We start from the raw sequence: 23247 nt of genomic DNA on the forward strand, positions 1-23247 counted from the left end.
GAGCCGAGCCGAGGACCGAGCCGCGGGACGGCCGCGACGGAGCCCGGGCAGAACCGGCGAAGACCCCCGGCAGACCGAAGCAGGCCCGCAGCAGAACCACCGAGGAGGCGTCCATGCGCTGGGACAATCTGGGCGACACCCCCGCCGCTCCCGCCGACATCGCCCTGTTCGGCACGGACGCGGTCACCACCAGGACCTTCGACACCCCCGAGTTCCGGGGCATCACCTTCCACGAGGTACGCGCCCGCTCGATCCTCAACCGGGCCGGCTCGCGATCCCGCCCAACAACATCCCGACATTCGCCGACGAGTCAGGTGCGCTCGCCGCCCGGATGCTCGTGGCGACCACGACTCAGAGCTTCCAGGGTGACCCGGCTGCGCGCCGGGGACGCCCTCGTGATCACGAAGCTCGACCGGCTCGGACGCTCCCTGAAGCACCTGTTGGAGGTGTCCGCCGAACTGGAGGCGCGCACCGTGGACCTCGTCGTGCTGGATCAGGGCTTGGACACCTCCACCCCCGTGGGGCGGTTCATGTGCCAGATCCTCGGCGCCGTCGCCGAGTTCGAGCGCAGCCTGAACGTGGAGCGGACCATGGATGGACTCGCGTCCGCTCGGGCCAAGGGGAAGGTGGGCGGCCGGAAGAGCGCGCTCACCCCGGCACAGGTCCGGCACGCCCGGTTCATGCGCGACGAGCGGAACGAGGACGGCCGACCGCGGCACACCGTGCAGGAGATCGCCGACGAACTCGGCGTGGGACGCGCCACCATCTACCGGGCACTCGACCCTGACCGGGTCCGTTGAGCCAGCATGCCGGAGCGCCCCTCCCCACGTCCCGGGAGTGGGCGCTCTCGCCTGTGCGGCCACCTACCAGGCAAGTGCCCGCCCTGCTTGTCAGCGCCTCGTGCAACGCTCCCTCCGGCGCTAGCCGTTCGGGGACCTAGCCATCAAGAAGGGACGATACGAACGAAGGCGTCCAGGCTTCAGCGTCGTCACCTGAGGAGGCACTGCGCTCCATCAGGCTGCTCGCTCGCGCCGAGGGGGCAGTCATGGCACTCTTCTCGGCACGGGCCTACGAGTTGGGCTGGAGCGTACGCAGCGCCGTACGCGGGATCCTTGACCCTGTGGAACTGAGCTGCGCAGCCTGCGGACACACGGTCCGGGTGACGCCCCTGACCGCTCTTCACCCCGAGGTTGGAAGCTGCACCCTCACCCTGCGGATCGGGGCTCTCACCGAAGAGATCCCAACCGCGTTCACGGGGTGCTCCTCGTGCAACCGGCGGAACCTCGAAGAGAAGTCGCGAGCCGCCTTCCCCGCGTGGGCAGCGGAAGCCGGACTGCGGATCCTCGGCGACACGGAGAACGGCCGCAAGGCGGTCCGGTGTCTATGGGGCACGAGTCGACGGTACTTACATGCGTGCCCCCCTTCTTGCCGAGCGAGACCCCTCACAGGGATTATGGCAGCAGCCCGCTGTCTTGCCGCTCGTGCTCACACATCGATCGGACTCCCCGGCTCTCCGAGTTCAAGCGGCGGGCCTGGGAAGAGGGCGTTCTAGTCCTGAGCCCGATGCCGGACAGGCTCGCCTCTCGGGCGGACATCGCCTGCGTGGCTGGTCATCTCAGTTCGGTCGTGGTCAGCGCTGCTGTGAAGCGCGGGACCTTGTGTGCCCGATGCTCCGGCAGAGACCACCCCGAGCCCACCGTCTACTACGTGGCGACCGGCGGAGGCATGGTGAAGCCGGGCATCTCGTCCGGCGACGGGCGGGGTCGTCTCGACACCCACCGGGTAACGCACGGGATCGACCGGACGCGTCGTCTCGTCACCGGGCTCCCGGTCGGCGTGGCACGCAGCGTGGAGGGCCACGTACTCGACCGCCTCGCTCTGGAGGGGGTCCGCCCTGTCAGGGGATACGAGTACTTCGGCGCGGAGCACGCCGACAGGGTGATGGCACTCGCCGACGAGAGGTTCACGGAGAACTTTCCCGAGCTGCGCTGGGACGTGACCGCGTGACTCCAGAACGCGCTGAAGCGGACACGGCGAACCCCCTCGCCACGAACCTCGCGGCGCCCGTCCTGGACTCCCTGAAGGAGGACGGGGGGCGCTCTTCAGAGCGCCGTGTCCGCGTTTCTCGGCACTGAGGCGGAGGTGGCCCCTGAGCCGCGGATTCCCAGGGCGTTCTCCCCGAGGAATCCGCGGATGCGAACGCCCTCTCGGATCCCAGTCCCGAGGGGGCGTTCGTGCGTCCAGCGTCAGACGCGGGGGCGGATGACCACCGTGTCCGGGTTAAACGGCCGGCGCCCACCGCCGCCCGCCTTCAGGATCGTGACCCAGGCGAGAAGATCCACCACGGCGCGCCTACGGTCCAGGCCGAGCCTCTCCCACGCGGCGCGCACGTCGTCGGCGTCCACGAGTCCGGCGAGCACGCGTGCCCGCTGCGGGTGGGCCATGCTGCCCTCCACCTCGGCGACGCGCTCGCGCAGGCGCCGCGTGGCGTCGCGGAACTCCATCACGTCCGCCGCGTCGTCTTCCGCGAATGCGGCGGCGAGGGCCTTCAGACGGGCCCGCAGGGCGACCGCCTGTGTCCGCAACTCCCCAGCACCCGGGGCCGCCTCGTCGTGGAACAGATCGGCCGCGTCCGGGCGGGAGAGCCGGGCGATCACGAACTCCTCCACGAGGGCGTCCACCGGCTCCATATTCCGGGCGAGGTGCTTGCTCAGCCGACACTTGTAGATCGGCTGCGACGTCCCCGCACCGTCTTCCAGGAGGAGTTCGGCCTCGTCCTCTAGGCGCTCCTCGTCGCCCTCGGCCTGGTTCTTCTTCACCCCTCGGGATCCACTGGTCACGGTGGTCTCCCCGTCGGCGCAGACACCGCACAATGCAATGCCCGAGAGGAGATGGCGCCGCGCCGGTCCCGGGGAGGTGGCCCGGTCCTCTTCCTCGAAGATGGCCCGAGCGGCTCGCCATAGATCCTCCGGAACGCCCGCTGGCCACTTGCCCGGATACAGCTCTCCCTCATACTCCCGAAGCGCCGCGTACCGAGGGTTCTTCAGCATCCACCGCACCCCGTTGGTGGTCCAGGGCTCCCCACCCTTGTTGAGGACTCCTCGCTCACGCAGGTCCCTTGTGATGCCGGACACGGACCTCGTGACCACGAACTTCTCGTACGCCTTGGCGACCTCGGGCATCTCTTCGGGGATGATCGTCCAGCCGTCTGCGCTGTAGCCGAACGCCCTCGGGCCGGTCGCGGGCAGGCCTTTCTCCACCCGCTGGAGCATCTCCCGTTTCTCGCGCTCGCTCATCTGCTCCACCTCGAACGAGTCGACCTCGCCGAGGAGCCCCGCGAGGAGCCGGCCGCTCGCTGTGGTCAGGTCCAGCTCGGGACCCTTGACGGCGAGGATCGATACCCCGTGATTGCGGAACAGTTCCATGCCCTCGGCTCGCTCGCGCCGGTTGCGCCACAGTCGGCTCAGGGCGGCCACGATCACTACGTCCACCTGATCGGCGCGTACGGCGGTCATGAGTCGTTCGTAGTCGGGGCGCAGCCGCTTGCCGGTGGTCGCGGAGATGTCGTTGTCGGTGTAGCGGCCCTGTACCGGGATGCCTCGCGCGAGGGCGAGCGTCCCGGCATCCTCGTCCTGTCGGGTCACACCGTCCCCGGTGAGTTCGTCGTCTCGACTGATCCGGGTGTAGATCGCACCCCGCTGAAAGCCGGTCATGGTCGCCCCGTTCGTGGTTACCCTGGGTGCCGGGATCCTAGCGGGTCTTAACGAGCAGTACGGTACGTGTACTGCTTCGCCCGCAAGACCCACAGCTATCTCGACCTCGACACCGGGCTCGGCTTCGACTCCCAGATCGTCGTCAAGATCAACGCGCCGGAGGTGCTGGCCCGCCAGCTCGCCTCCGCCCGCTGGCAGGGCGCGCACGTGGCGATGGGCACCAACGTCGACTGCTACCAGCGGGCCGAGGGCCGGTACGGCCTGATGCCGGGCATCATCACGGCGCTGCGCGACCACGCCAACCCGTTCTCGATCCTCACCAAGGGCACGCTGATCCTGCGCGACCTGGACCTCCTCACCCAGGCGGCCCGGGTCACCGAGGTCGGCATCTCCGTCTCGGTCGGCTTCACCGACCAGGAGCTGTGGCGGACGATCGAGCCCGGCACGCCCTCCCCGCAGCGCCGGCTCGACGTCGTCCGCACGCTCGGTGAGCACGGCATCGACTGCGGGGTCCTGATGGCACCCGTGGTCCCCTTCCTCGGCGACCGGCCCGAGCAGCTGCGCGACACGGTCCGGGCCATCGCCGAGTCCGGGCCGAGTTCGGTCACCCCGCTCGTCCTGCACCTGCGGCCCGGCGCCCGCGAGTGGTTCATGCAGTGGCTGCGCCGCCACCACCCCGGCCTGGTGGGGCGGTACGAGCGGATGTACGCGGACGGGGCCTACGCCCCGACCTGGTACCAGCGCCGGATCACCCGTCAGGTGCACGAACTCGCGGCCCAGTTCGGGATGCGCCCGGCCGACCGGGGCGCGTCGCGGCGGACATCGGGAGCGGGAACGCCCTCGGGAACGGGATCCGCATCGGCGCCCGCACGGTCACGGGCATCGGAGGGCGCCGCCCCTACCGCCCCCGCCGCCCCCGAGCAGCTGACCCTCCTCTGACGTCCGATCATCGGACCGGTCTCCTGACACACCGTCGGACCGTCCTCTGTTCGGGTCAACTCTGGCCGGAACAGGTCCTGTCACGGCCCGTTCGGGGCACGGACGCCCTATGACCCCACGCGCAGGAATGCTGATCGCCGCTGGAGCGCTGGTCGCCGGGACGGTCGCCGTCCTGCCCGCCACCCCCGCGGGCGCCGGCGAACCGACCCCCCGCCCCTTCCCCCCGCTCGCCTGGACCGACTGCGCCACGAAGGCGTACCCGAAGCTCCAGTGCGCCACCGTCAAGGCGCCCCTCAACCACGACGACCCGGCGGGCCGGACCGTCACCCTCGCCCTGACCCGGGTCCAGCACACCGCGAAGACCTTCCAGGGGCCACTGCTCGTGAACCCCGGCGGGCCCGGCGGCAGCGGGCGGGGCATGGCCGGGTACGTGGCGGCCGCGCTGCCCGCGAAGGTGGCCGCCCAGTACGACGTCATCGGCTTCGACCCGCGCGGGGTCGGGAAGAGCGAGCCCGCGCTGGACTGCAAGCCCGGCCACTTCAAGCCGGTCCGCCCGGACTCGGTGCCGCGCGGCGCCGAGGACGAGCGGGTCGCGGTCGAACGGGCGCAGGCCTTCGCCAGGGCCTGCGGCGAGAAGCACGCCGACGTGCTGCCGTACATCGACACCGTGAGCACCGCCCGGGACCTGGACGTCATCCGCCGGGCGCTCGGCGCGCCGAAGATCAACTACCTGGGCTACTCGTACGGCACCTACCTGGGCGCCGTCTACGCCCGGCTCCACCCGGACAAGGTGCGGCGGATGGCGCTGGACTCCGTCGTCAACCCGCACGGCGTCTGGTACGAGGACAACATCGCGCAGGACTACGCCTTCGACGCCCGCCACAAGGACTTCATGGCGTGGGTGGCCCGAAACGACGCCACGTACGGGCTGGGCACCGACCCGGCGGCGGTGGAGGCGGCCTGGTACCGGATGCGCGACGAGCTGCGCGCGACCCCGGCCGGCGGGAAGGTCGGACCGGGCGAGCTGGAGGACACGTTCCTGCCCGGCGGGTACTACAACGGCTACTGGCCGCGGCTGGCGAGCGCGTTCGCCGCGTACGTCAACGACCGGAACGCGGTGCCGCTGACGGAGGCGTACGCGCGGTACGGCGAGGCCGACGCCTCCGCCGACAACGGCTACTCGGTCTACACGGCCGTGCAGTGCCGGGACGCGGGCTGGCCCCGGGACTGGAGCGTCTGGCGCAAGGACAGCTGGGACGTGCACGCCAAGGCACCCTTCTCCACGTGGAACAACGCCTGGTACAACGCGCCGTGCGCGTTCTGGCCGGTGGACCCGCTGACCCCGCCGGACGTCCGCAACGACCAGGTGCCGCCGGTCCTCGTCCTCCAGGCCACGGACGACGCGGCGACGCCGTACGAGGGCGGGGTCGCCATGCACCGGCTGCTGCGCGGCTCCAGCCTGGTCGTGGAGGAGGGCGGCGAGAACCACGGGGTGACCCTGGGCGGCAACGACTGCCTCGACGAGCACCTGGCCACCTACCTCGCCACCGGGAAGGTCCCGCGCGCGAAGGACGACGGCGAGGTCGACGCGGTCTGCGCCTCCCGCCCGGAACCGGAGCCGGAGCCGGTGACGCCCCCGACGGGCCAGCAGAGCGGGAAGCGGGCCGGGGAGCGGAGCGGTGAGGAGACCGGCGAGCCGGCCGGGACCACCGCGAGCCGGTCCGTCGCGGTTCCCGCCGGGGCATCCGAGCCCGCCGAGCCCGCCGCCGCGGTCCTGCACGGGCTCCTCGGCCACGTGCGCTGACACCGCCGCCCGCCCTCCGACACACCTCTGACCGACCTCTGACCGACCCCTGAAAGCCCGCCCACGATGCCCGCGCCCCCAGAGGCGCGGGCATTGTCAGTGCCGTGCGCGAGGATGTGGGCCATGACCAGCCACCTCACCCACGTCCCCGCCCCCGAGGGCGTCGCCGCCAGCCCGCAGTACAGCCATGTCGTGTGGGGGACGGGCCGCTTCGTCGCGATATCCGGCCAGTGCGCGTTCGACGCCTCGGGCGCGGTGGTCGGCGAGGGCGACGCGGCGGCGCAGGCCCGTCAGGTCTTCGCGAATCTGGAGCGCTGTCTCGCCTCGGCGGGGGCCGGGTTCGCGGACGTCGTGAAGCTCACCTACTTCGTCACGGACGTGGCGCATCTGCCGGCGGTGCGGGACGCCCGGGACGCGTATTTCGCGGGGGCGCCGCTGCCCGCCAGTTCGGCGGTGCAGGTGTCGGCGCTGGTCCGTCCCGAACTGCTCCTGGAGATCGAGGCGTTCGCCCTCGTCCCGGAGCGGGCGCCGGCGGCGCCCGGTGAGGCGGGGGCGGAGCTCCGTCTGCTGCGCTGACGGATCAGTCGGCGGGGCCCAGTCGCGCCAGCGACCGTTCGGCCGCCGCGCCGAGCCGGGGGTGCGGGAGCGCCGCTTCGAGGGCGGGACGCGCCCGGGGGTCGCCGAGGGCGCCGAGGCCCTCGACGCAGGCGAGGCCGACCCGCCAGTGGGGGTCGGCGGCCGGGAGGCGCCGTTCGAGGACGGTGATCAGGGCCGGGACGGATTCGGGGGCGCGGAGGTCGGCGAGCAGCCGGACCGGCAGCAGGGCGTAGGCGACGCGGAGTTCGTTGGTGGCGAGGGCGGCGGCCGCGCGGGCGGTGCGCGGGTCGCCGAGCCGGGTCAGGGCGTGGGCGGCCGTGACGCAGCGCTCCGGGTCGCGGTGGTTGAGGAGGAGGACGAGCGCCTCGAAGGCGCGCGGGTCGCGGGCGACCCCGAGGGCGTAGGCGGCGATCTCGCGGGCCCAGAGGGGCTGTCCGGGTGCGGTGAGGACGTGGTGCAGTTCCTCGGGGTCCTCGGTTCCGGCCAGTTCCGTGAATGCCGCCGGGACTTCTCCGGAGTCATTCTCGATCTCGTCCCGCAATCGATCGATCATCGAGCAGAATTCCGGATCCGCGGAGATTTCCATGAATCCGACCCTATCCGCGATCCAGATCACACTTTCCCAACTTGCCGGGACTGGCGCGCTCGTTACCGGCCGGTTAGTCTCAGGTGAGCGGGTCACCCCCCGCACTTCGCACAACGGCCTGGTGACGCAGCCGTTGTGTTCGCTCGTCGGTTCGGCAGTTTCGATGTGACTCCGGGACAGAGTCCGTCGGCCCCTTTTTCCAGGGCATCGCCCTTTCTCCGGGCAGAGCCCTCGCTCTTTCCCGCACCCTTTCGTGCGCGTACTGCCCTCAGTCGTCACTCTTCCTCCCAGGAGTCCCCTGATGGACACCCCTCTCTCCACCATCGCCGTCGTCGGTCTCGGCACCATGGGCACGGGCATCGCCGATGTCCTCGTGCGGGCCGGCCGCGAGGTCATCGGCATCGACATCAGCGACGTGGCCACCGCCCAGGCCGTCGCCGCCCTGGAGGCCTCCACCGCCCGCGCCGTGGCGCGCGAGCGGATCACCGAGGAGGAGCGGCAGGACGTGCTGGCCCGCTTCCGTACCTTCTCCGACCTCCAGGCCGCCGCCGAGGCCGATCTCGTGATCGAGGTCGTGCCCGAGTCGTACGAGGCCAAGCAGGAGGTCTTCCGCGCCCTGGACGGGATCGTCCGGCCCGGGACGATCCTGGCCACCGGCACCAACGCGCTGTCCGTGACCCGGCTCGCCGCCGACTCGGCGCACCCCGAGCGCGTCCTCGGCCTGCACTTCTTCACCCCGGTCCAGGCCATGAAGCTGGTCGAGGTGGTCTCCTCCGTGCTGACCGACCCGCGCGCCGTTGACGCGGTGACCCGGCTCGCCGAAGAGCTCGGCAAGGAGCCGGTCGCGGTCGGCGACCGGGCCGGTTTCATCGCGGACGGGCTGCTCTTCGGGTACCTGAACCAGGCCGCCGCCATGTACGAGGCCAAGTACGCCTCCCGCGAGGACATCGACGCGGCGATGAAGATGGGCTGCGGCCTGCCCATGGGCCCGCTCGAACTGCTCGACCTGATCGGCGTCGACACCGCCCGTACGGTCCTCGAGGCCATGTACGCGGACTCGCACGACCGGCTGCACGCCCCCGCCCCGATCCTCAAGCAGCTCAGCGAGGCCGGGCTGACCGGCCGCAAGTCGGGCCGCGGCTTCTACACGTACGAGGCGCCCGGTTCCGGCACGGTCGTGCGGGACGCGCTCACCCCGCTCGGCTCCGCGGAGGGCGGCGCGGGCCGCGAGGTCCGCTCGGTCGGCGTCGCCGGCTCGGGCACGATGGCCTCCGGCATAGCCGAGGTCTTCGCCAAGGCCGGGTACGAGGTCGTGCTCGCGGCCCGCTCCCAGGAGAAGGCGGACACGGCCAAGGCCCGGATCGCCAAGTCGCTGGCCCGTTCGGTGGACAAGGGCAGGATGACGGGCGAGGCCCGTGACACCACCCTGGCCCTGATCACGGCGGCGGGCACGCTCGACGCCTTCGCCGAGGTCGACCTGGCGGTCGAGGCGGTCGCCGAGGACCTGGAGATCAAGCAGGAGCTGTTCGCCCGGCTCGACAAGATCTGCAAGCCGGGCGCGGTGCTCGCCACCACGACCTCCTCGCTGCCGGTCATCGCCTGCGCGCGGGCGACCACGCGTCCGCAGGACGTCATCGGGATGCACTTCTTCAACCCGGCGCCGGCCATGAAGCTGGTCGAGATCGTCCGTACGGTGCTGACCGGCGACGACGTCCACACCACCGTCCGCGAGGTCACGGCGAAGATCCGCAAGCACCCGGTGGACTGCGGCGACCGGGCCGGGTTCATCGTGAACGCGCTGCTCTTCCCGTACCTGAACAACGCGATCAAGATGGTCCAGGACCACTACGCGACCCTGGACGACATCGACGCGGCGATGAAGCTGGGCGGCGGCTACCCGATGGGCCCGTTCGAGCTGCTCGACGTGGTCGGCCTGGACGTCTCCCTGGCGATCGAGCAGGTGCTGCACCGCGAGTTCCGCGACCCGGGGCTCGCCCCGGCCCCGCTCCTGGAGCACCTGGTGGCGGCCGGCTGCCTGGGCCGCAAGACGGGGCGCGGCTTCCGCGAATATGCCCGACGCTGAGCCGGGAGCGGCCGGCTGGGGCGGTCTGCTGAGCCCCCCGGGCACCGTCGGTGCCCCGGGGGTGCGCCCGCCCCCACCTGGGCACACTCCCCCTCCGATGCAGTACGTTCGGACCATGCCCAAGGCCGCGAAGACACCCCGTGCCACCTCCTCGTCCGACGCTCCGGAGAGCGCGGCGGGAACTCGTGCCGCCGCGCAGCGGCTCAAGATGCGCCGGGAGCTCGCCACCGCCGCGATGGAACTCTTCGCGACCAAGGGGTACGAGGCCACGACGGTCGACGAGATCGCGGCCACGGCCGGGGTCGCCCGGCGGACCTTCTTCCGCCACTTCCGCTCCAAGGAAGAGGCGATCTTCCCCGATCACGACGACACCCTGGTCAGGGCGGAGGCGGTGCTGAACGCGGCCCCGCCGCACGAGCACCCGCTCGACACGGTGTGCCGGGGCATCAAGGAAGTCATGAAGATGTACGCGGGGTCGCCCTCGGTCTCCGTGGCGCGCTACCGGCTCACCCGTGAGGTGCCGACCCTGAGGGAGCGGGAGATCGCCTCGGTGGCCCGCTACGAGCGGCTGTTCACCCGCTATCTCCTCGGGCACTTCGACGAGCGGGACCACCACGACGGCAACGACGACCCGCTGCTCGCCGAGGTGGCCGCCTCGGCGGTCGTCACGGCCCACAACCACGTACTGCGGCGCTGGCTGCGGGCGGGCGGCGAGGGCGATGTGGAGACCCAGCTCGACCACGCCTTCGCGATCGTGCGGGAGACCTTCGGCTCGGGCATAGGCGCGGGCCGCCCGGCCCCTTCCACGGCCTCCGCGACGCCGTCGGCGTCTCCCCTGGCGCCGTCCCGGACCGCCGAGCCGGCTCCGGCCGTACGGGCCTCCACCACCGGTGACGTGATGGTCGCGGTCGCCCGTACGGACGCATCCCTCGACGAGGTCATGCGGACGATCCAGCAGGCTCTGAAGCCCAGCTGACCCCCATTCCACGACGAAGGCCGCCCCGCTCCGGGGCGGCCTTCGTCCGTTTTCACCCCTGATTCGATCGATCATCGCTCATCTGTGACCGGCAGATGGCATCTGAGTGAAATTGTTGGCACGCAGTGCCTTGTCAGGTGACACGGCGTGCCATACGTTGATGTTGTCCGGGCGGCCGGCGCGCAGAGTTCTCCTCGTGCGCCGGCTGTCCCCACAAGCGATCGTGATTGTGCGCCCGGACGCCTGCGTCACAGGCAACCCCGCGCCTCACCCGGCGCCGCGCCACCGCACCACCCAGCCGAACCGACGGCACACCTCCACAGCAGCAGACTCCCCGCCGTAACCCTCAGGCGTCCTCCCCTCGGACGCTCACCGCCGGAGGCAACCCGTGAAGGAAATCCTGGCCGCGATCCAGTCGCAGGACGCCACGTCCGCCGACTTCGCGAACATCGCGCTCCCCGAGTCGTACCGCGCCGTCACCGTCCACAAGGACGAGGCGGAGATGTTCGCCGGGGTCGCCAGCCGCGACAAGGACCCGCGCAAGTCGCTCCACCTCGACGACGTCGCGCTCCCCGAGCTCGGCCCGGGCGAGGCCCTCGTCGCGGTCATGGCCAGCTCGGTCAACTACAACTCGGTCTGGACCTCGATCTTCGAGCCGGTCTCGACCTTCGGCTTCCTGGAGCGCTACGGCCGGCTCTCCGAGCTCACCAAGCGCCACGACCTGCCGTACCACGTCATCGGCTCCGACCTCGCGGGCGTCGTCCTGCGCACCGGACCCGGCGTCAACGCCTGGCGGCCCGGCGACGAGGTCGTCGCGCACTGCCTCTCCGTCGAGCTGGAGTCCTCGGACGGCCACAACGACACGATGCTCGACCCCGAGCAGCGCATCTGGGGCTTCGAGACCAACTTCGGCGGCCTCGCCGAGATCGCGCTCGTCAAGTCGAACCAGCTGATGCCGAAGCCCGACCACCTGAGCTGGGAGGAGGCGGCGGCCCCCGGCCTCGTCAACTCCACCGCGTACCGCCAGCTGGTCTCCCGCAACGGCGCCGGCATGAAGCAGGGCGACAACGTCCTCATCTGGGGCGCGAGCGGCGGACTCGGCTCGTACGCCACGCAGTTCGCCCTGGCCGGCGGCGCCAACCCGATCTGTGTCGTCTCCTCCCCCGAGAAGGCCGCGATCTGCCGGGCCATGGGCGCCGAGGCGGTCATCGACCGCAACGCCGAGGGCTACAAGTTCTGGAAGGACGACCACAACCAGGACCCCCGCGAGTGGAAGCGCTTCGGCTCGAAGATCCGCGAGCTGACCGGCGGCGAGGACGTGGACATCGTCTTCGAGCACCCGGGCCGCGAGACCTTCGGCGCCTCCGTGTACGTCACCCGCAAGGGCGGCACCATCGTCACCTGCGCCTCCACCTCGGGCTACAACCACGAGTACGACAACCGCTACCTGTGGATGTCCCTCAAGAAGATCGTCGGCTCGCACTTCGCCAACTACCGCGAGGCGTGGGAGGCCAACCGCCTGATCGCCAAGGGCAAGATCCACCCCACCCTGTCGAAGGTCTACTCCCTGGAGGAGACCGGCCAGGCCGCGTACGACGTCCACCGCAACCTCCACCAGGGCAAGGTCGGCGTCCTCGCGCTGGCGCCCCAGGAGGGCCTCGGTGTCCGCGACCCCGAGATGCGCGACCGTCACATCGACGCCATCAACCGCTTCCGCAACATCTGAGCCCGGGACCATAGATGACTGAGCGTCAGAAGGACCGGCCGTGGCTCATGCGGACGTACGCCGGTCACTCGACCGCCGAGGCGTCCAACGAGCTGTACCGGCGCAACCTCGCCAAGGGTCAGACCGGCCTCTCGGTCGCGTTCGACCTGCCGACGCAGACCGGCTACGACCCCGACCACATCCTCGCCCGCGGCGAGGTCGGCCGGGTCGGGGTCCCCGTCTCGCACCTCGGTGACATGCGGCGGCTGTTCCAGGACATCCCCCTGGAGCAGATGAACACCTCGATGACCATCAACGCCACGGCGATGTGGCTCCTGGCGCTCTACCAGGTGGTCGCCGAGGAGCAGGGCGCGGACGTGACCCAGCTCCAGGGCACCACCCAGAACGACATCGTGAAGGAGTACCTGTCGCGCGGGACGCACGTCTTCCCGCCCGGCCCCTCGCTCCGCCTCACGACGGACATGATCGCGTACACGGTCAACCACATCCCGAAGTGGAACCCGATCAACATCTGCAGCTACCACCTGCAGGAGGCGGGGGCCACTCCGGTCCAGGAGATCTCGTACGCGATGTCCACCGCCATCGCCGTGCTCGACGCCGTCCGCGACTCGGGCCAGGTCCCCGAGGAGCGCTTCGGCGAGGTCGTCGCCCGCATCTCCTTCTTCGTGAACGCGGGCGTCCGCTTCATCGAGGAGATGTGCAAGATGCGCGCCTTCGGCCGCATCTGGGACAAGATCACGCTGGAGCGGTACGGGATCGAGAACCCCAAGCAGCGCCGGTTCCGCTACGGCGTGCAGGTCAACTCGCTCGGACTGACCGAGGCCCAGCCGGAGAACAACGTCCAGCGGATCGTCCTGGAGATGCTGGCCGTCACCCTCTCCAAGGACGCCCGCGCGCGGGCCGTCCAGCTGCCCGCCTGGAACGAGGCGCTCGGTCTGCCCCGGCCCTGGGACCAGCAGTGGTCGCTCCGCATCCAGCAGGTCCTGGCCCATGAGTCCGACCTGCTGGAGTACGAGGACATCTTCGCCGGCTCGCACGTGATCGAGGCCAAGGTCGACTCGCTCGTCCAGGAGTGCCTGGCCGAGATCGAGCGGATCCAGGAGATGGGCGGCGCGATGGCCGCCGTCGAGTCCGGTTACCTCAAGTCGCAGCTCGTCTCCTCGCACGCCGAGCGGCGCGCCCGGATCGAGGCCGGCGACGAGAAGATCATCGGCGTCAACATCTTCCAGGCGACCGAGGAGAACCCCCTCACCGCCGACCTGGACACCGCGATCATGACGGTGGACCCGGCGGTCGAGGCCCGGGTGGTCGGCTCGCTGACCACCTGGCGGGACAACCGCTACCAGCCGCCGTTCAACCACCCGCGCCCCTGCAAGGCGCTGGAGCGCCTGAAGGAGGCCGCGCGGGGCACGGGCAACCTGATGGAAGCCACCCTGGAGTGCGCCCGCGCCGGTGTCACCACCGGCGAGTGGACCGGGGCCCTGCGCGAGGTGTTCGGCGAGTTCCGCGCCCCCACGGGCGTCTCCTCCGCCCCGGTCGCGGTCACGGCCGAGGCCGGCACCCCGCTGGCCCTGGTCCGCGAGAAGGTGGCCAGGACGGCCGACGAGCTCGGTGTCGGGCGGCTGCGCCTCCTGGTCGGCAAGCCGGGTCTCGACGGACACTCCAACGGGGCCGAGCAGATCGCCGTACGCGCGCGTGACGCCGGTTTCGAGGTGGTCTACCAGGGCATCCGGCTGACCCCCGAACAGATCGTGAGCGCGGCCCTCGCCGAGGACGTGCACTGCGTGGGTCTGTCGATCCTCTCCGGCTCGCACGCCGAGCTGGTCCCGGACGTCCTCGACCGCCTCCGTGAGGCGGGCGCGGCCGACGTACCGGTCATCGTCGGCGGGATCATCCCGAACGCCGACGCCGCGGAACTGAAGCGTGCGGGCGTGGCCGCCGTCTTCACACCGAAGGACTTCGGTATCACGGAGATCATCGGACGTATCGTCGACGAGATCCGGACAGCTCACAAGCTCAGCCCCCTTGAAAGTACGGAGGTCCTCGCATGACCAGCCCTGTGAACCGGCTCCGCCCCCGCCGCTCCTGCCTGGCGGTCCCCGGCTCCAACCCGCGCTTCCTGGAGAAGGCCCAGGGCCTCGCGGCCGACCAGGTCTTCCTCGACCTGGAGGACGCGTGCGCCCCGCTGGCCAAGCCCGAGGCCCGGCACACCATCGTGAAGTTCCTCAACGAGGGCGACTGGACCGGCAAGACCCGCGTGGTCCGCGTCAACGACTGGACGACCCACTGGACGTACCGTGACGTCGTCACCGTCGTCGAGGGCGCCGGCCAGAACCTCGACTGCATCATGCTGCCGAAGGTCCAGGACGCCCAGCAGATCGTGGCGCTCGACCTGCTGCTGACGCAGATCGAGAAGACGATGGGCTTCGAGGTCGGCAAGATCGGCATCGAGGCCCAGATCGAGAACGCCCAGGGCCTCACGAACGTCAACGCCATCGCGCAGGCCTCCCAGCGCGTCGAGACGATCATCTTCGGCCCGGCCGACTTCATGGCCTCCATCAACATGAAGTCGCTGGTCGTCGGCGAGCAGCCGCCCGGCTACCCGGCGGACGCGTACCACCACATCCTGATGAGCATCCTGATGGCGGCCCGCGCCAACAACCTCCAGGCGATCGACGGCCCCTACCTCCAGATCCGCAACCAGGAGGGCTACAAGGCCGTCGCGCGGCGCGCCGCCGCCCTGGGCTTCGACGGCAAGTGGGTGCTGCACCCGGACCAGGTCGCCGCCGCGAACGAGATCTTCTCGCCCTCGCAGGAGGACTACGACCACGCCGAGCTGATCCTCGACGCGTACGACTACTACACGTCCGAGGCCGGCGGTAAGAAGGGCTCCGCGATGCTCGGCGACGAGATGATCGACGAGGCCTCCCGCAAGATGGCCCTGGTCATCTCCGGCAAGGGCCGCGCCGCCGGTATGCAGCGCACCTCCAAGTTCGAGATCCCGGAGGCCTGATCCCGATGCAGTTCGGCCGCACCTACGAAGAGTTCGAAATCGGTGCCGTGTACAAGCACTGGCCCGGGAAGACGGTCACCGAGTACGACGACCACCTCTTCTGTCTGCTGACGATGAACCACCATCCGCTGCACATGGATGTGAACTACGCCGAGAACACGACGGACTTCGGCAAGAACGTCGTCGTCGGCAACTACATCTACTCGCTGCTGCTCGGCATGTCCGTGCCGGACGTCTCCGGCAAGGCCATCGCCAACCTGGAGATCGAGTCGCTGCGGCACGTGGCGCCGACCTTCCACGGCGACACGATCTACGGCGAGACCACGGTCCTCGACAAGACCCCGTCGAAGTCGAAGAACGACCGCGGCATCGTCTACGTCGAGACCAAGGGCTACAAGCAGGACGGCACCCTGGTGTGCGTCTTCCGCCGCAAGGTGATGGTCCCCACCGAGACGTACATCAAGGAGCGCGGCGGCGAGCAGCCCGGCCGCCCCCAGCTGAAGGAACAGGGGAAGTAGCCATGGCCCGACTCGCCCAGACCGCCGGGCTCACGGACGTCCAGCAGGAGATCCTCAAGACCGTCCGGGAGTTCGTCGACAAGGAGATCATCCCGGTCGCCACCGAGCTGGAGCACCGCGACGAGTACCCCCAGCAGATCGTCGACGGGCTCAAGGAGCTCGGTCTGTTCGGCCTGATGATCCCCGAGGAGTACGGGGGCCTGGGTGAGTCGCTGCTCACCTACGCGCTGTGCGTGGAGGAGATCGCGCGTGGCTGGATGTCGGTCTCCGGCATCATCAACACCCACTTCATCGTGGCGTACATGCTGAAGCAGCACGGCACGCAGGAGCAGAAGGACTACTTCCTTCCGCGGATGGCGGCCGGCGAGACCCGCGGCGCGTTCTCGATGTCGGAGCCGGCCCTCGGCTCGGACGTGTCGGCCATCACGTCGAAGGCGGTGAAGGACGGCGAGGAGTACGTCCTGAACGGCCAGAAGATGTGGCTGACGAACGGCGGCACCTCCTCGCTGGTGGCCGTTCTCGTACGAAGTGACGAAGGACACCCGGAGGGCACCGCCCCCCACAAGTCGATGACGACCTTCCTCGTCGAGAAGGAGCCCGGCTTCGGAGAGGTCCGCCCCGGCCTCACGATCCCCGGGAAGATCGACAAGATGGGTTACAAGGGCGTCGACACGACCGAACTCATCATGGACGGACTGCGCATTCCGGCCAATCGGGTCCTCGGCGGGGTCACCGGCCGAGGGTTTTACCAAATGATGGACGGCGTCGAGGTCGGCCGCGTCAATGTGGCGGCCCGTGGCTGTGGTGTCGCTCAGCGTGCTTTCGAACTCGGTGTCTCGTATGCCCAGCAACGTCACACTTTCGGCAAGGCCATCGCCCAGCACCAGGCGATTCAGTTCAAGCTCGCCGAGATGGCTACCAAGGTCGAGGCCGCGCATGCGATGATGGTGAACGCAGCACGCAAAAAGGACTCCGGGGAACGAAACGACCTCGAAGCAGGGATGGCGAAGTACCTCGCCTCCGAGTACTGCAAGGAGGTCGTCGAGGATGCCTTCCGCATTCACGGTGGCTACGGCTTCTCGAAGGAGTACGAGATCGAGCGCCTCTACCGCGAGGCGCCGATGCTGCTCATCGGTGAAGGTACCGCCGAGATCCAGAAAATGATCATTGGTCGTCGGCTGCTCGAGGAGTACCGATTCCAGGGTTGATTGTCGGTTTCGGGTCGGTTTGGCCGCGAAGAAGATCACACCCTGTGTTCGTCTTCCGGCCGCCGACTCGGTTCCTGGCTTACCCAGTTGCGCCCCGCAACCGATAACATCGCGGGAAAGCCGCCGTCCCCCGTTGCCAGTGCGGCATCATCCGCTACGAAGGTCATCCATGCCCCACAGCCAAACCTCTGCACACCGCGACAGCCTCACCGGCGTACGCCTCGCGCGCGGAGCATCGCCGTGGCTCCTCCCGACCGTCGCCACCGCGGCGCTCAGCCTCGTGCGCGCCCGCAGGTCGAGGCGTGCCGCGGCCATCGCCGTGCCGGCCACCGCGCTCGCGGCCGGCATGCTGTGGTTCTTCCGCGACCCCGAGCGCGAGATCGCTCAGGGCCGGGTCATCTCCCCCGCCGACGGTGTGGTGCAGAGCATCATGCCGTGGAAGGACGGACGCACCCGGGTCGCCATCTTCATGAGCCCGCTGAACGTCCACGTCAACCGCGCGCCGCTGGCCGGCACCGTGACGTCCGTGGAGCACGTCCCCGGTGGGTTCGTCCCGGCGTTCAACAAGGAGAGCGAGAACAACGAGCGCGTTGTCTGGCACTTCGACACCGAGCTCGGTGACATCGAGATGGTCCAGATCGCGGGCGCCGTCGCCCGGCGGATCGTGCCGTACATCCCGCAGGGGACGAAGGTCGAGCAGGGTGACCGTATCGGTCTGATCCGCTTCGGCTCGCGCGTCGACATCTACCTCCCCGAGGGTGTCGAGGTCGCCGTCGAGGTCGGCCAGGCCACCAAAGCGGGGGTGACTCGCATTGACCGTGATTGATCCCGACACACGGGCCGCCGACTGGGTCGCCGGCACCGATGCGGAAGCGGCCGAAGAGGCCGAGGAGATGCCGCTCTCGTTGAGGCTGTCCATAGCGGACGCCCTCACGCTCGGTAACGCCACGTGTGGATTCATGGCGGTGTACTTCACCACCACCGGAATCCTCATCCCGCACCTGACCGGCAGCAGCGAGACCGGCATGGCACGCAACAGCGCCGCCACCGCCGTGATCCTGATGCTGGCCGCCGCGATCTTCGACCTCTTCGACGGGATCGTGGCCCGCAAGCTGCGCTCCTCGCCCATGGGTGCGGAGCTCGACAACCTGTCGGACCTGATCAGCTTCGGTCTGGCCCCGGCCTACTTCGTACTCGTGTACGGCATGGTCGCGGACGACGCGCAGCAGAAGGTCTCGGCGGTCGCCGCGATCGTGGTGCTGCTCGCGGTGGTGCTGAGGCTCGCGAGATTCTCCTGCGTGACGATGAAGGACGGCATGTTCCAGGGCATGCCGAGCCCCTTCGGCGCGCTGACGGTGGTCTCGATCGTGCTGCTCGAGCTGCCGTTCATCCCGACGCTGCTCGCGATCATCGGTGTCGCCTGGCTGATGGTGAGCCGGGTCGAGTACCCCAAGCCGCGGGGTGTCCTCGCGGTGGCGATGCTCAGCTGGATCGTCGGCGCGATGGGCATGCTGGCGGCCTGGGCGTTCGACGCCCCGGGCGGACAGTTCCTGCTCCAGACCGGCTGCGCGCTCCAGGTAGTGATGGGCGCCGTGATCCCCCTCTTCGCGACGGCCCGTCGGGTGAACACCTTCCGCGGCAACCGGCGTGAGAGCCGGGAGGCGCGGGCGGCCCAGCTGCCGTAGGCGGACGACGTACGAGAAGGGCCCCGGAGGCGATGCGCCTCCGGGGCCCTTCCGTGTGCCCGGGTCTATCCGAGGCGCTTGTAGTAGAGCGTCGTGGGCCGCAGGACGCCGGACGGGTCGGCGGCGAAGTCCGGGACGGTGCCGACGGGCGTCCAGCCCGCGCCCCGGTAGAGGCGCTCGGCGGGGCTGTCGGTCTGGGTGTCCAGGACCAGCAGGGTGAGGCCGGTGGCACCGGCGTGGGCCTCGGCCGTGGCGAGCAGCCGCCGTCCGAGGCCCCGGCCGCGCGCGGAGCGGTGCACGAGGAGCCGGGCGATCTCGCCGCGGTGGCGGCCGTTGGCCGCGGCCGTACGGACCAGGGTGACGACGCCGGCCGGGCTCCCGTCCGGGCCGTGGGCCGCCCAGACCTCCCGGGCGCCCCTGGCGGCCTCGTCGGCGACGCCCGCCCACCAGGCGGCCGCCACGGCCGGGTCCAGGGGCGCCAGGAAGCCGACGGAGGCGCCGCCGTCCACGGCGTCCACGAGGAGCGCGGCGAGACCGTCGGCGGCGGCCCGTACGCCCTCGGGAGTCAGCCGCTCGACGACGTCGAGCGGCTTCTCCAGGCAGAGCAGGTCCCGCCGGTCGTCCCAGGGGTCCACGACGGCGAAGCCGAGGGTCCGGTAGAGGGCCAGCGGTTCGTCCCGCCAGGACCAGACCGTGAGGCGTACGGCGGGCACCCCGGAGGCGGCGGCCCGGCGCACGGCCTCGGCCATGAGCGCCTTCGCGAGGCCCTTCCTCCGGGCCTCCGGCATCACCCAGAGCCGCTTGATCTCGGGGGCGCGGCCGTCACGGGGAGCCTTGAGGACGACACAGCCGACGGGCTCGTCGCCGCCGGGCGGGGTGGCGAGCAGGACCGTGTCGGCGGCGAACGCGGCGGCCGGGTCCTCGGTCTCGGCGCGGTAGACGGCCGGGAGCTCGGCGACCGTCGCCACGGCCGTGCCCTTCTCGGCCTGGTTGACCAGGTGGTAGGCGGTGAGCAGGTCGGGAAGGCGGGGGTGGGAGCGGTTCTCCTCGATACGCGCGGTCATGGGACAGAGCTTCACACCGCCGTGTTTCCGGCAGGTGACGATCTTCTAGGCTGGCGGCATGCGTGTACTCGTCGCGGGCGCCACCGGCGCCGTGGGCCGTCGGCTCGTCCCCCTGCTGGAAGCGGCCGGTCATGAGGTCGTGGGCCTCTCCCGGCGCGGACCGCGCCCCGTGGACGTCCTGGACGCGGGGGCGGTGCGCCGGGCGGTGGCCGAGGCGTCACCGGACGCGGTGGTGCACCAGCTCACGGACCTGGGGGCGGCCGACGGCGCCGCGAACAACCGGGTGCGGGTCGAGGGCACCCGGAACCTGGTGGACGCGGCGCTCGCCGCGGGCGTCGGCCGGATCGTCGCGCAGTCGATCAGCTGGGCGTACGCCCCCGGGGACGGGCCCGCCGACGAGTCCGTACCGCTCGACCCCACCGAGGAGGTGCCCCGGTCGCGGATCGTCGCCGGGGTGCGCGCCCTGGAGTCCGCGGTGGCCCGGCTGCCGGAGGCCGTCGTCCTGCGGTACGGGATCCTCTACGGCCCGGGGACCTGGTACGCGCCGGGTGGCGCGGTCGCCGGCGCGCTGGCCGGGGACCCGGAGGCCCGGTTCCTGGGCAGCACGGCGGCGGACGACTCGGTCAGCTCCTTCGTGCACGTCGCCGACGCCGCCGACGCGGCCGTACGGGCCCTGGTGTGGCCCTCGGGCGCGTACAACGTGGTGGACGACGAACCCGCCCCCGGCCATGCCTGGGTGCCGGTCCTGGCGCGGGCCCTGGAGGCGCCGGCCCCCGCGCGGAGCGAGGGCCGGGCGCCGTGGGCGCGGGGCGCGGTGAACGCGCGGGCCCGCGCCCTGGGCTGGACCCCGGCCCGCCCGACCTGGCGGACGGGGTTCGCGGACCAGGGCGTGACCGGTGCGAGCGGTGCGGCCCGTCAGGGCGTGTAGGTCTTCGCCGCGTCCGAGACGAAGGGCTGCCTGACCGTGCGCATCCCGCCCGGGACCGACTTGTCGGGCTGGATGATGACGGACTCCCGGGACGACGGGGCCTTCGGGTCGCCGAGGTCGTGGCTCATCCCGAAGCCGGCGTCATGGGCGGTCATCGTCAGGAGCGCCTTGTCGACGCCGTCGCGGGTGAGGTCCTTGGCCGTGCAGGCCTTCTTCAGGGCCTCGCCGAAGACGCTCGCGGCCGTCCAGCCGGCCACGATGCCGTTGTCGAGGGCGTCGTCCGGGTAGGCGGCCCGGTAGTCGGCCACGAGCTTCTTCGCGGTCGGGGTGTCCGCGCCGATCGGCAGGCTCGGGGAGGCGAACCAGTACATCTTCTCCAGGGCGGGTCCGGCCTGGGTGCCGAGGAGCTGCGGGGCGAAGGCCGAGTTGTTGCCGACGATCGGCACCCTGAGCCCGGTCGCGGCGGCCACGCCGACGAGGGAGGCCGCCTGGCGCGGTCCGGCGCTGATCACGATGCCCTTGACCCCGGCCTGCTTGAGCGCCGAGACCTGCGCCGACATGTCGTTGTCGGTGGGCTTGATCTTCTGCTCGACGACGGTCAGGCCCGCCTTCTCCGCCGCGTACTTCGAGCCCTTCAGCGCGTTCTCGCCGTAGTCGCCCTCGAAGTAGACGTGGCCGAGCTTGTCGCCCGCCTTCAGGCCCTTCTCCTTCAGCAGGAAGTCGACGGCGTTGATCGTCTCGACGTCGTACGTGGCGCCGAGGACGCGGATGTACGGGGAGCCGAGCAGCGAGGCCGACCAGGCCTGTGGGAGGACCAGGCCCTTGTCCTGGCCGTCGACCCGGGGCTTGACGGCGGCGACGAACGGGGAGCCGATGAACTGGGTGTAGCCGACGACCTTCGGCTCCAGTTCGGTGTAGGCGGCGAGCGCCTTCTGCGGGTCGTAGCCGTGGTCGCGGACGGTGAGCTCCAGCTGCCGGCCGCAGATCCCGCCGGCGGCGTTGACCTGCTTCACGTACAGCTGCTGGGCCTGGGTGACGCTCTTGCCGAGGGTGGCGTACACGCCGGTCATGTCGGTGAGCGCGCCGAGCGAGATCGTCTTGTCGGTGACGCCCTCGCCGGTCCTCACGCCGCCCGCTCCGGTCTCCCTGCCGTCGCCGGTCTTCGCCTTGGAGCTGCATCCGGCGGCGGTGAGGGCGACCAGTGCGGCGAGCGCGGCGGCCAGGCCCCGCACGGCCTGTCGTCTGTGGGTCATCGTGCCTCTCCCGAGGGTTCGGTGGTGGGGGTGACGGGGGTGTCGGGGGTCGGGGTGTCGGTCGTGGTGGATGTGCCCGGCCTGCCCGGCCTTCCGGGCTTGCCGGGCTTGCTGGGGTTTCTGGGGTTTCCGGATGCCAGTCGCGCCAGGCCTCCGGGCAGGAACAGCACCACCGCCACGACGGCGGCGCCGTACAGATAGCGGGCGGCCTCCCCCGGTGCGACGCCGCCCGTGCCCGGGGCGGAGACCAGCAGGAGGGCGTCGCTGTAGCGGTTGAGGAGCTGCGGCAGGAGGGAGACGAAGACGCCTCCGGCCACCGCGCCCGCGACCGAGCCGAGACCGCCGATGACGATCATGGCCAGGTATTCGAGGGAGAGCGCCATGCCGAAGTACTCCGGCACCGTGCGCTGGAAGACCAGCGCGAGCAGGACGCCGGCGAGGCCCGCGTACATGGAGGAGAGGACGAAGACGGCGGCGCGGTAGCGGGCCACCGGGATGCCCATGACCCCGGCGGCGATCCGGTGGTCCCGGATGGCGTTCATCGCGCGGCCCGGGCGGCCCCGCAGCACGCCCCGGGCGAAGAGGACCCCGCCGAGGAGCAGGACGAGACCGAGGTACCAGAGTTTCTCCACCGCCCCGAACGGCACCTGGGCGAGGAGGAGTTCGCTGTCGTCGAAGGTGAGGCCGAAGAGGGAGAGCGGGGGGACGGCGCGGCCGTTGTAACCGCCCGTCAGATCATGGGCGTTGAACAGCACGTGCTGGCCGATGAAGATCAGCGCGAGGGTGGCGATGCCGAGGTACGCGCCCCGCAGCCGGCCCGCGATGGGGCTGAACACCCCGCCCGCCAGGCCCGCGAGGGCGACCGCGAGGACGGCGGCGAGCCAGCCGGGCAGGCCGAGTCCGGCGAGCCCGTCGGCGCCGTCCCCGGCGAAGGCGCAGTAGCCGTAGGCGCCGACGGCGATGAAGAAGGCGTGGCCCATGGAGAGCTGTCCGGTGGCACCGGTCAGCAGGTTGATGCCGATCGCGCCGAGCGCGGCGGCCATCGCGAACAGGCCCGCCTGGAGCCAGAACCGTTCCAGGTAGAAGGGGAGGACGACGAGGACGAGGCCGGCGGCGGCCCAGCCGTACACCGCGGGGGTACGGAGCCGCAGGCC

The 23247-nt window shown here is 70.7% G+C and carries 19 protein-coding genes and 1 pseudogene; 15 read left to right on the forward strand and 5 right to left on the reverse strand.

Going from position 1 to position 23247, the window contains the following annotated elements; translation table 11 throughout:
• Positions 1-113 precede the first annotated feature (113 nt).
• Both ASD33_RS36960 and ASD33_RS21915 read left to right on the forward strand, forming a co-directional pair.
• The gene (locus tag ASD33_RS36960) at positions 114-800 is read left to right on the forward strand and encodes a recombinase family protein (RefSeq protein WP_079044922.1); all 687 of its coding nucleotides are present in this window, start codon (positions 114-116) and stop codon (positions 798-800) included.
• Between the two features lie 763 nt (positions 801-1563).
• Positions 1564-2007: a hypothetical protein gene (locus ASD33_RS21915; protein WP_056562903.1), complete on the forward strand. Its 444-nt coding sequence runs from the start codon at positions 1564-1566 to the stop codon at positions 2005-2007.
• 239 nt (positions 2008-2246) lie between these two features.
• On the opposite strand, the gene ASD33_RS21920 is transcribed toward ASD33_RS21915, so the two are convergent.
• Positions 2247-3713: a recombinase family protein gene (locus ASD33_RS21920; protein WP_056562907.1), complete on the reverse strand. Its 1467-nt coding sequence runs from the start codon at positions 3711-3713 to the stop codon at positions 2247-2249.
• Between the two features lie 66 nt (positions 3714-3779).
• Here ASD33_RS21920 and ASD33_RS21925 point away from each other — a divergent pair.
• The 3 genes and pseudogenes from ASD33_RS21925 to ASD33_RS21935 all read left to right on the forward strand — a co-directional run.
• Positions 3780-4652, forward strand: a pseudogene (locus ASD33_RS21925) (radical SAM protein); the annotation flags it as partial.
• Positions 4653-4761: 109 nt separating this feature from the next.
• On the forward strand, positions 4762-6456 hold the full coding sequence (locus ASD33_RS21930; RefSeq protein WP_063991987.1) for an alpha/beta hydrolase: 1695 nt from the start codon (positions 4762-4764) through the stop codon (positions 6454-6456).
• Positions 6457-6579: 123 nt separating this feature from the next.
• Positions 6580-7032 (forward strand): RidA family protein, encoded by a 453-nt coding sequence (locus tag ASD33_RS21935; RefSeq protein ID WP_056562913.1) that lies wholly within the window; start codon positions 6580-6582, stop codon positions 7030-7032.
• A 4-nt stretch (positions 7033-7036) separates the two neighbouring features.
• On the opposite strand, the gene ASD33_RS21940 is transcribed toward ASD33_RS21935, so the two are convergent.
• Complete coding sequence (locus tag ASD33_RS21940) at positions 7037-7639, reverse strand: HEAT repeat domain-containing protein (RefSeq protein WP_056562915.1); 603 nt, start codon at positions 7637-7639, stop codon at positions 7037-7039.
• Between the two features lie 301 nt (positions 7640-7940).
• Here ASD33_RS21940 and ASD33_RS21945 point away from each other — a divergent pair, with 301 nt between their 5' ends.
• From ASD33_RS21945 to pssA, 9 genes are all read left to right on the forward strand, one after another.
• Complete coding sequence (locus tag ASD33_RS21945) at positions 7941-9722, forward strand: 3-hydroxyacyl-CoA dehydrogenase (protein WP_056562918.1); 1782 nt, start codon at positions 7941-7943, stop codon at positions 9720-9722.
• A 115-nt stretch (positions 9723-9837) separates the two neighbouring features.
• Positions 9838-10698 carry a TetR family transcriptional regulator gene (locus ASD33_RS21950; RefSeq protein ID WP_199863564.1) on the forward strand — a complete coding sequence of 287 codons (861 nt, stop codon included), beginning with the start codon at positions 9838-9840 and terminating at the stop codon, positions 10696-10698.
• A 388-nt stretch (positions 10699-11086) separates the two neighbouring features.
• The gene (gene ccrA / locus ASD33_RS21955; protein ID WP_056562923.1) at positions 11087-12424 is read left to right on the forward strand and encodes a crotonyl-CoA carboxylase/reductase; all 1338 of its coding nucleotides are present in this window, start codon (positions 11087-11089) and stop codon (positions 12422-12424) included.
• Between the two features lie 14 nt (positions 12425-12438).
• The gene (locus ASD33_RS21960) at positions 12439-14475 is read left to right on the forward strand and encodes a protein meaA (RefSeq protein WP_056562926.1); all 2037 of its coding nucleotides are present in this window, start codon (positions 12439-12441) and stop codon (positions 14473-14475) included.
• Positions 14472-15437 carry a CoA ester lyase gene (locus tag ASD33_RS21965; RefSeq protein ID WP_030686470.1) on the forward strand — a complete coding sequence of 322 codons (966 nt, stop codon included), beginning with the start codon at positions 14472-14474 and terminating at the stop codon, positions 15435-15437. The genes ASD33_RS21960 and ASD33_RS21965 overlap by 4 nt, the downstream gene beginning before the upstream one ends.
• A gap of 5 nt (positions 15438-15442) precedes the next feature.
• Positions 15443-15955 (forward strand): MaoC family dehydratase, encoded by a 513-nt coding sequence (locus tag ASD33_RS21970; RefSeq protein ID WP_056562929.1) that lies wholly within the window; start codon positions 15443-15445, stop codon positions 15953-15955.
• 2 nt (positions 15956-15957) lie between these two features.
• A complete protein-coding gene (locus tag ASD33_RS21975; protein WP_056562931.1) occupies positions 15958-17163 on the forward strand; it encodes an acyl-CoA dehydrogenase family protein in 1206 nt (401 codons plus the stop codon).
• A 169-nt stretch (positions 17164-17332) separates the two neighbouring features.
• Positions 17333-17989, forward strand: a complete 657-nt coding sequence (locus tag ASD33_RS21980) for a phosphatidylserine decarboxylase (protein ID WP_056562933.1) — start codon at positions 17333-17335, stop codon at positions 17987-17989.
• Positions 17982-18848, forward strand: coding sequence for a CDP-diacylglycerol--serine O-phosphatidyltransferase (gene pssA, locus ASD33_RS21985; protein ID WP_079044923.1), 867 nt, complete (start codon positions 17982-17984; stop codon positions 18846-18848). The genes ASD33_RS21980 and pssA overlap by 8 nt, the downstream gene beginning before the upstream one ends.
• 65 nt (positions 18849-18913) lie before the next feature.
• Here the strand turns inward: pssA and ASD33_RS36965 are convergent, their stop codons facing one another.
• A complete protein-coding gene (locus tag ASD33_RS36965) occupies positions 18914-19912 on the reverse strand; it encodes a GNAT family N-acetyltransferase (protein WP_079044924.1) in 999 nt (332 codons plus the stop codon).
• 58 nt (positions 19913-19970) lie between these two features.
• On the opposite strand from ASD33_RS36965, the gene ASD33_RS21995 reads away from it, so the two are divergent.
• Positions 19971-20840, forward strand: a complete 870-nt coding sequence (locus ASD33_RS21995; protein ID WP_056562936.1) for an NAD(P)-dependent oxidoreductase — start codon at positions 19971-19973, stop codon at positions 20838-20840.
• Here ASD33_RS21995 and ASD33_RS22000 read toward each other — a convergent pair.
• Together ASD33_RS22000 and ASD33_RS22005 are read right to left on the reverse strand one after the other, a co-directional pair.
• Positions 20828-22093, reverse strand: a complete 1266-nt coding sequence (locus ASD33_RS22000; RefSeq protein WP_056562940.1) for an ABC transporter substrate-binding protein — start codon at positions 22091-22093, stop codon at positions 20828-20830. The genes ASD33_RS21995 and ASD33_RS22000 overlap by 13 nt on opposite strands.
• Positions 22090-23244, reverse strand: a complete 1155-nt coding sequence (locus ASD33_RS22005) for a branched-chain amino acid ABC transporter permease (protein WP_079044944.1) — start codon at positions 23242-23244, stop codon at positions 22090-22092. The genes ASD33_RS22000 and ASD33_RS22005 overlap by 4 nt, the downstream gene beginning before the upstream one ends.
• Positions 23245-23247: the final 3 nt, after the last annotated feature.

Origin of the sequence: Streptomyces sp. Root1304, from assembly GCF_001426405.1 — a bacterium.
Classification (GTDB): domain Bacteria; phylum Actinomycetota; class Actinomycetes; order Streptomycetales; family Streptomycetaceae; genus Streptomyces.

Coding starts and splice junctions, on each gene's coding strand:
- ASD33_RS36960 (WP_079044922.1), top strand. CDS start 114: ATGCGCTGGGACAATCTGGGCGACACCCCCGCCGCTCCCGCCGACATC.
- ASD33_RS21915 (WP_056562903.1), top strand. CDS start 1,564: ATGCCGGACAGGCTCGCCTCTCGGGCGGACATCGCCTGCGTGGCTGGT.
- ASD33_RS21920 (WP_056562907.1), bottom strand. CDS start 3,713: ATGACCGGCTTTCAGCGGGGTGCGATCTACACCCGGATCAGTCGAGAC.
- ASD33_RS21930 (WP_063991987.1), top strand. CDS start 4,762: ATGACCCCACGCGCAGGAATGCTGATCGCCGCTGGAGCGCTGGTCGCC.
- ASD33_RS21935 (WP_056562913.1), top strand. CDS start 6,580: ATGACCAGCCACCTCACCCACGTCCCCGCCCCCGAGGGCGTCGCCGCC.
- ASD33_RS21940 (WP_056562915.1), bottom strand. CDS start 7,639: ATGGAAATCTCCGCGGATCCGGAATTCTGCTCGATGATCGATCGATTG.
- ASD33_RS21945 (WP_056562918.1), top strand. CDS start 7,941: ATGGACACCCCTCTCTCCACCATCGCCGTCGTCGGTCTCGGCACCATG.
- ASD33_RS21950 (WP_199863564.1), top strand. CDS start 9,838: ATGCCCAAGGCCGCGAAGACACCCCGTGCCACCTCCTCGTCCGACGCT.
- ASD33_RS21960 (WP_056562926.1), top strand. CDS start 12,439: ATGACTGAGCGTCAGAAGGACCGGCCGTGGCTCATGCGGACGTACGCC.
- ASD33_RS21965 (WP_030686470.1), top strand. CDS start 14,472: ATGACCAGCCCTGTGAACCGGCTCCGCCCCCGCCGCTCCTGCCTGGCG.
- ASD33_RS21970 (WP_056562929.1), top strand. CDS start 15,443: ATGCAGTTCGGCCGCACCTACGAAGAGTTCGAAATCGGTGCCGTGTAC.
- ASD33_RS21975 (WP_056562931.1), top strand. CDS start 15,958: ATGGCCCGACTCGCCCAGACCGCCGGGCTCACGGACGTCCAGCAGGAG.
- ASD33_RS21980 (WP_056562933.1), top strand. CDS start 17,333: ATGCCCCACAGCCAAACCTCTGCACACCGCGACAGCCTCACCGGCGTA.
- ASD33_RS36965 (WP_079044924.1), bottom strand. CDS start 19,912: ATGACCGCGCGTATCGAGGAGAACCGCTCCCACCCCCGCCTTCCCGAC.
- ASD33_RS21995 (WP_056562936.1), top strand. CDS start 19,971: ATGCGTGTACTCGTCGCGGGCGCCACCGGCGCCGTGGGCCGTCGGCTC.
- ASD33_RS22000 (WP_056562940.1), bottom strand. CDS start 22,093: ATGACCCACAGACGACAGGCCGTGCGGGGCCTGGCCGCCGCGCTCGCC.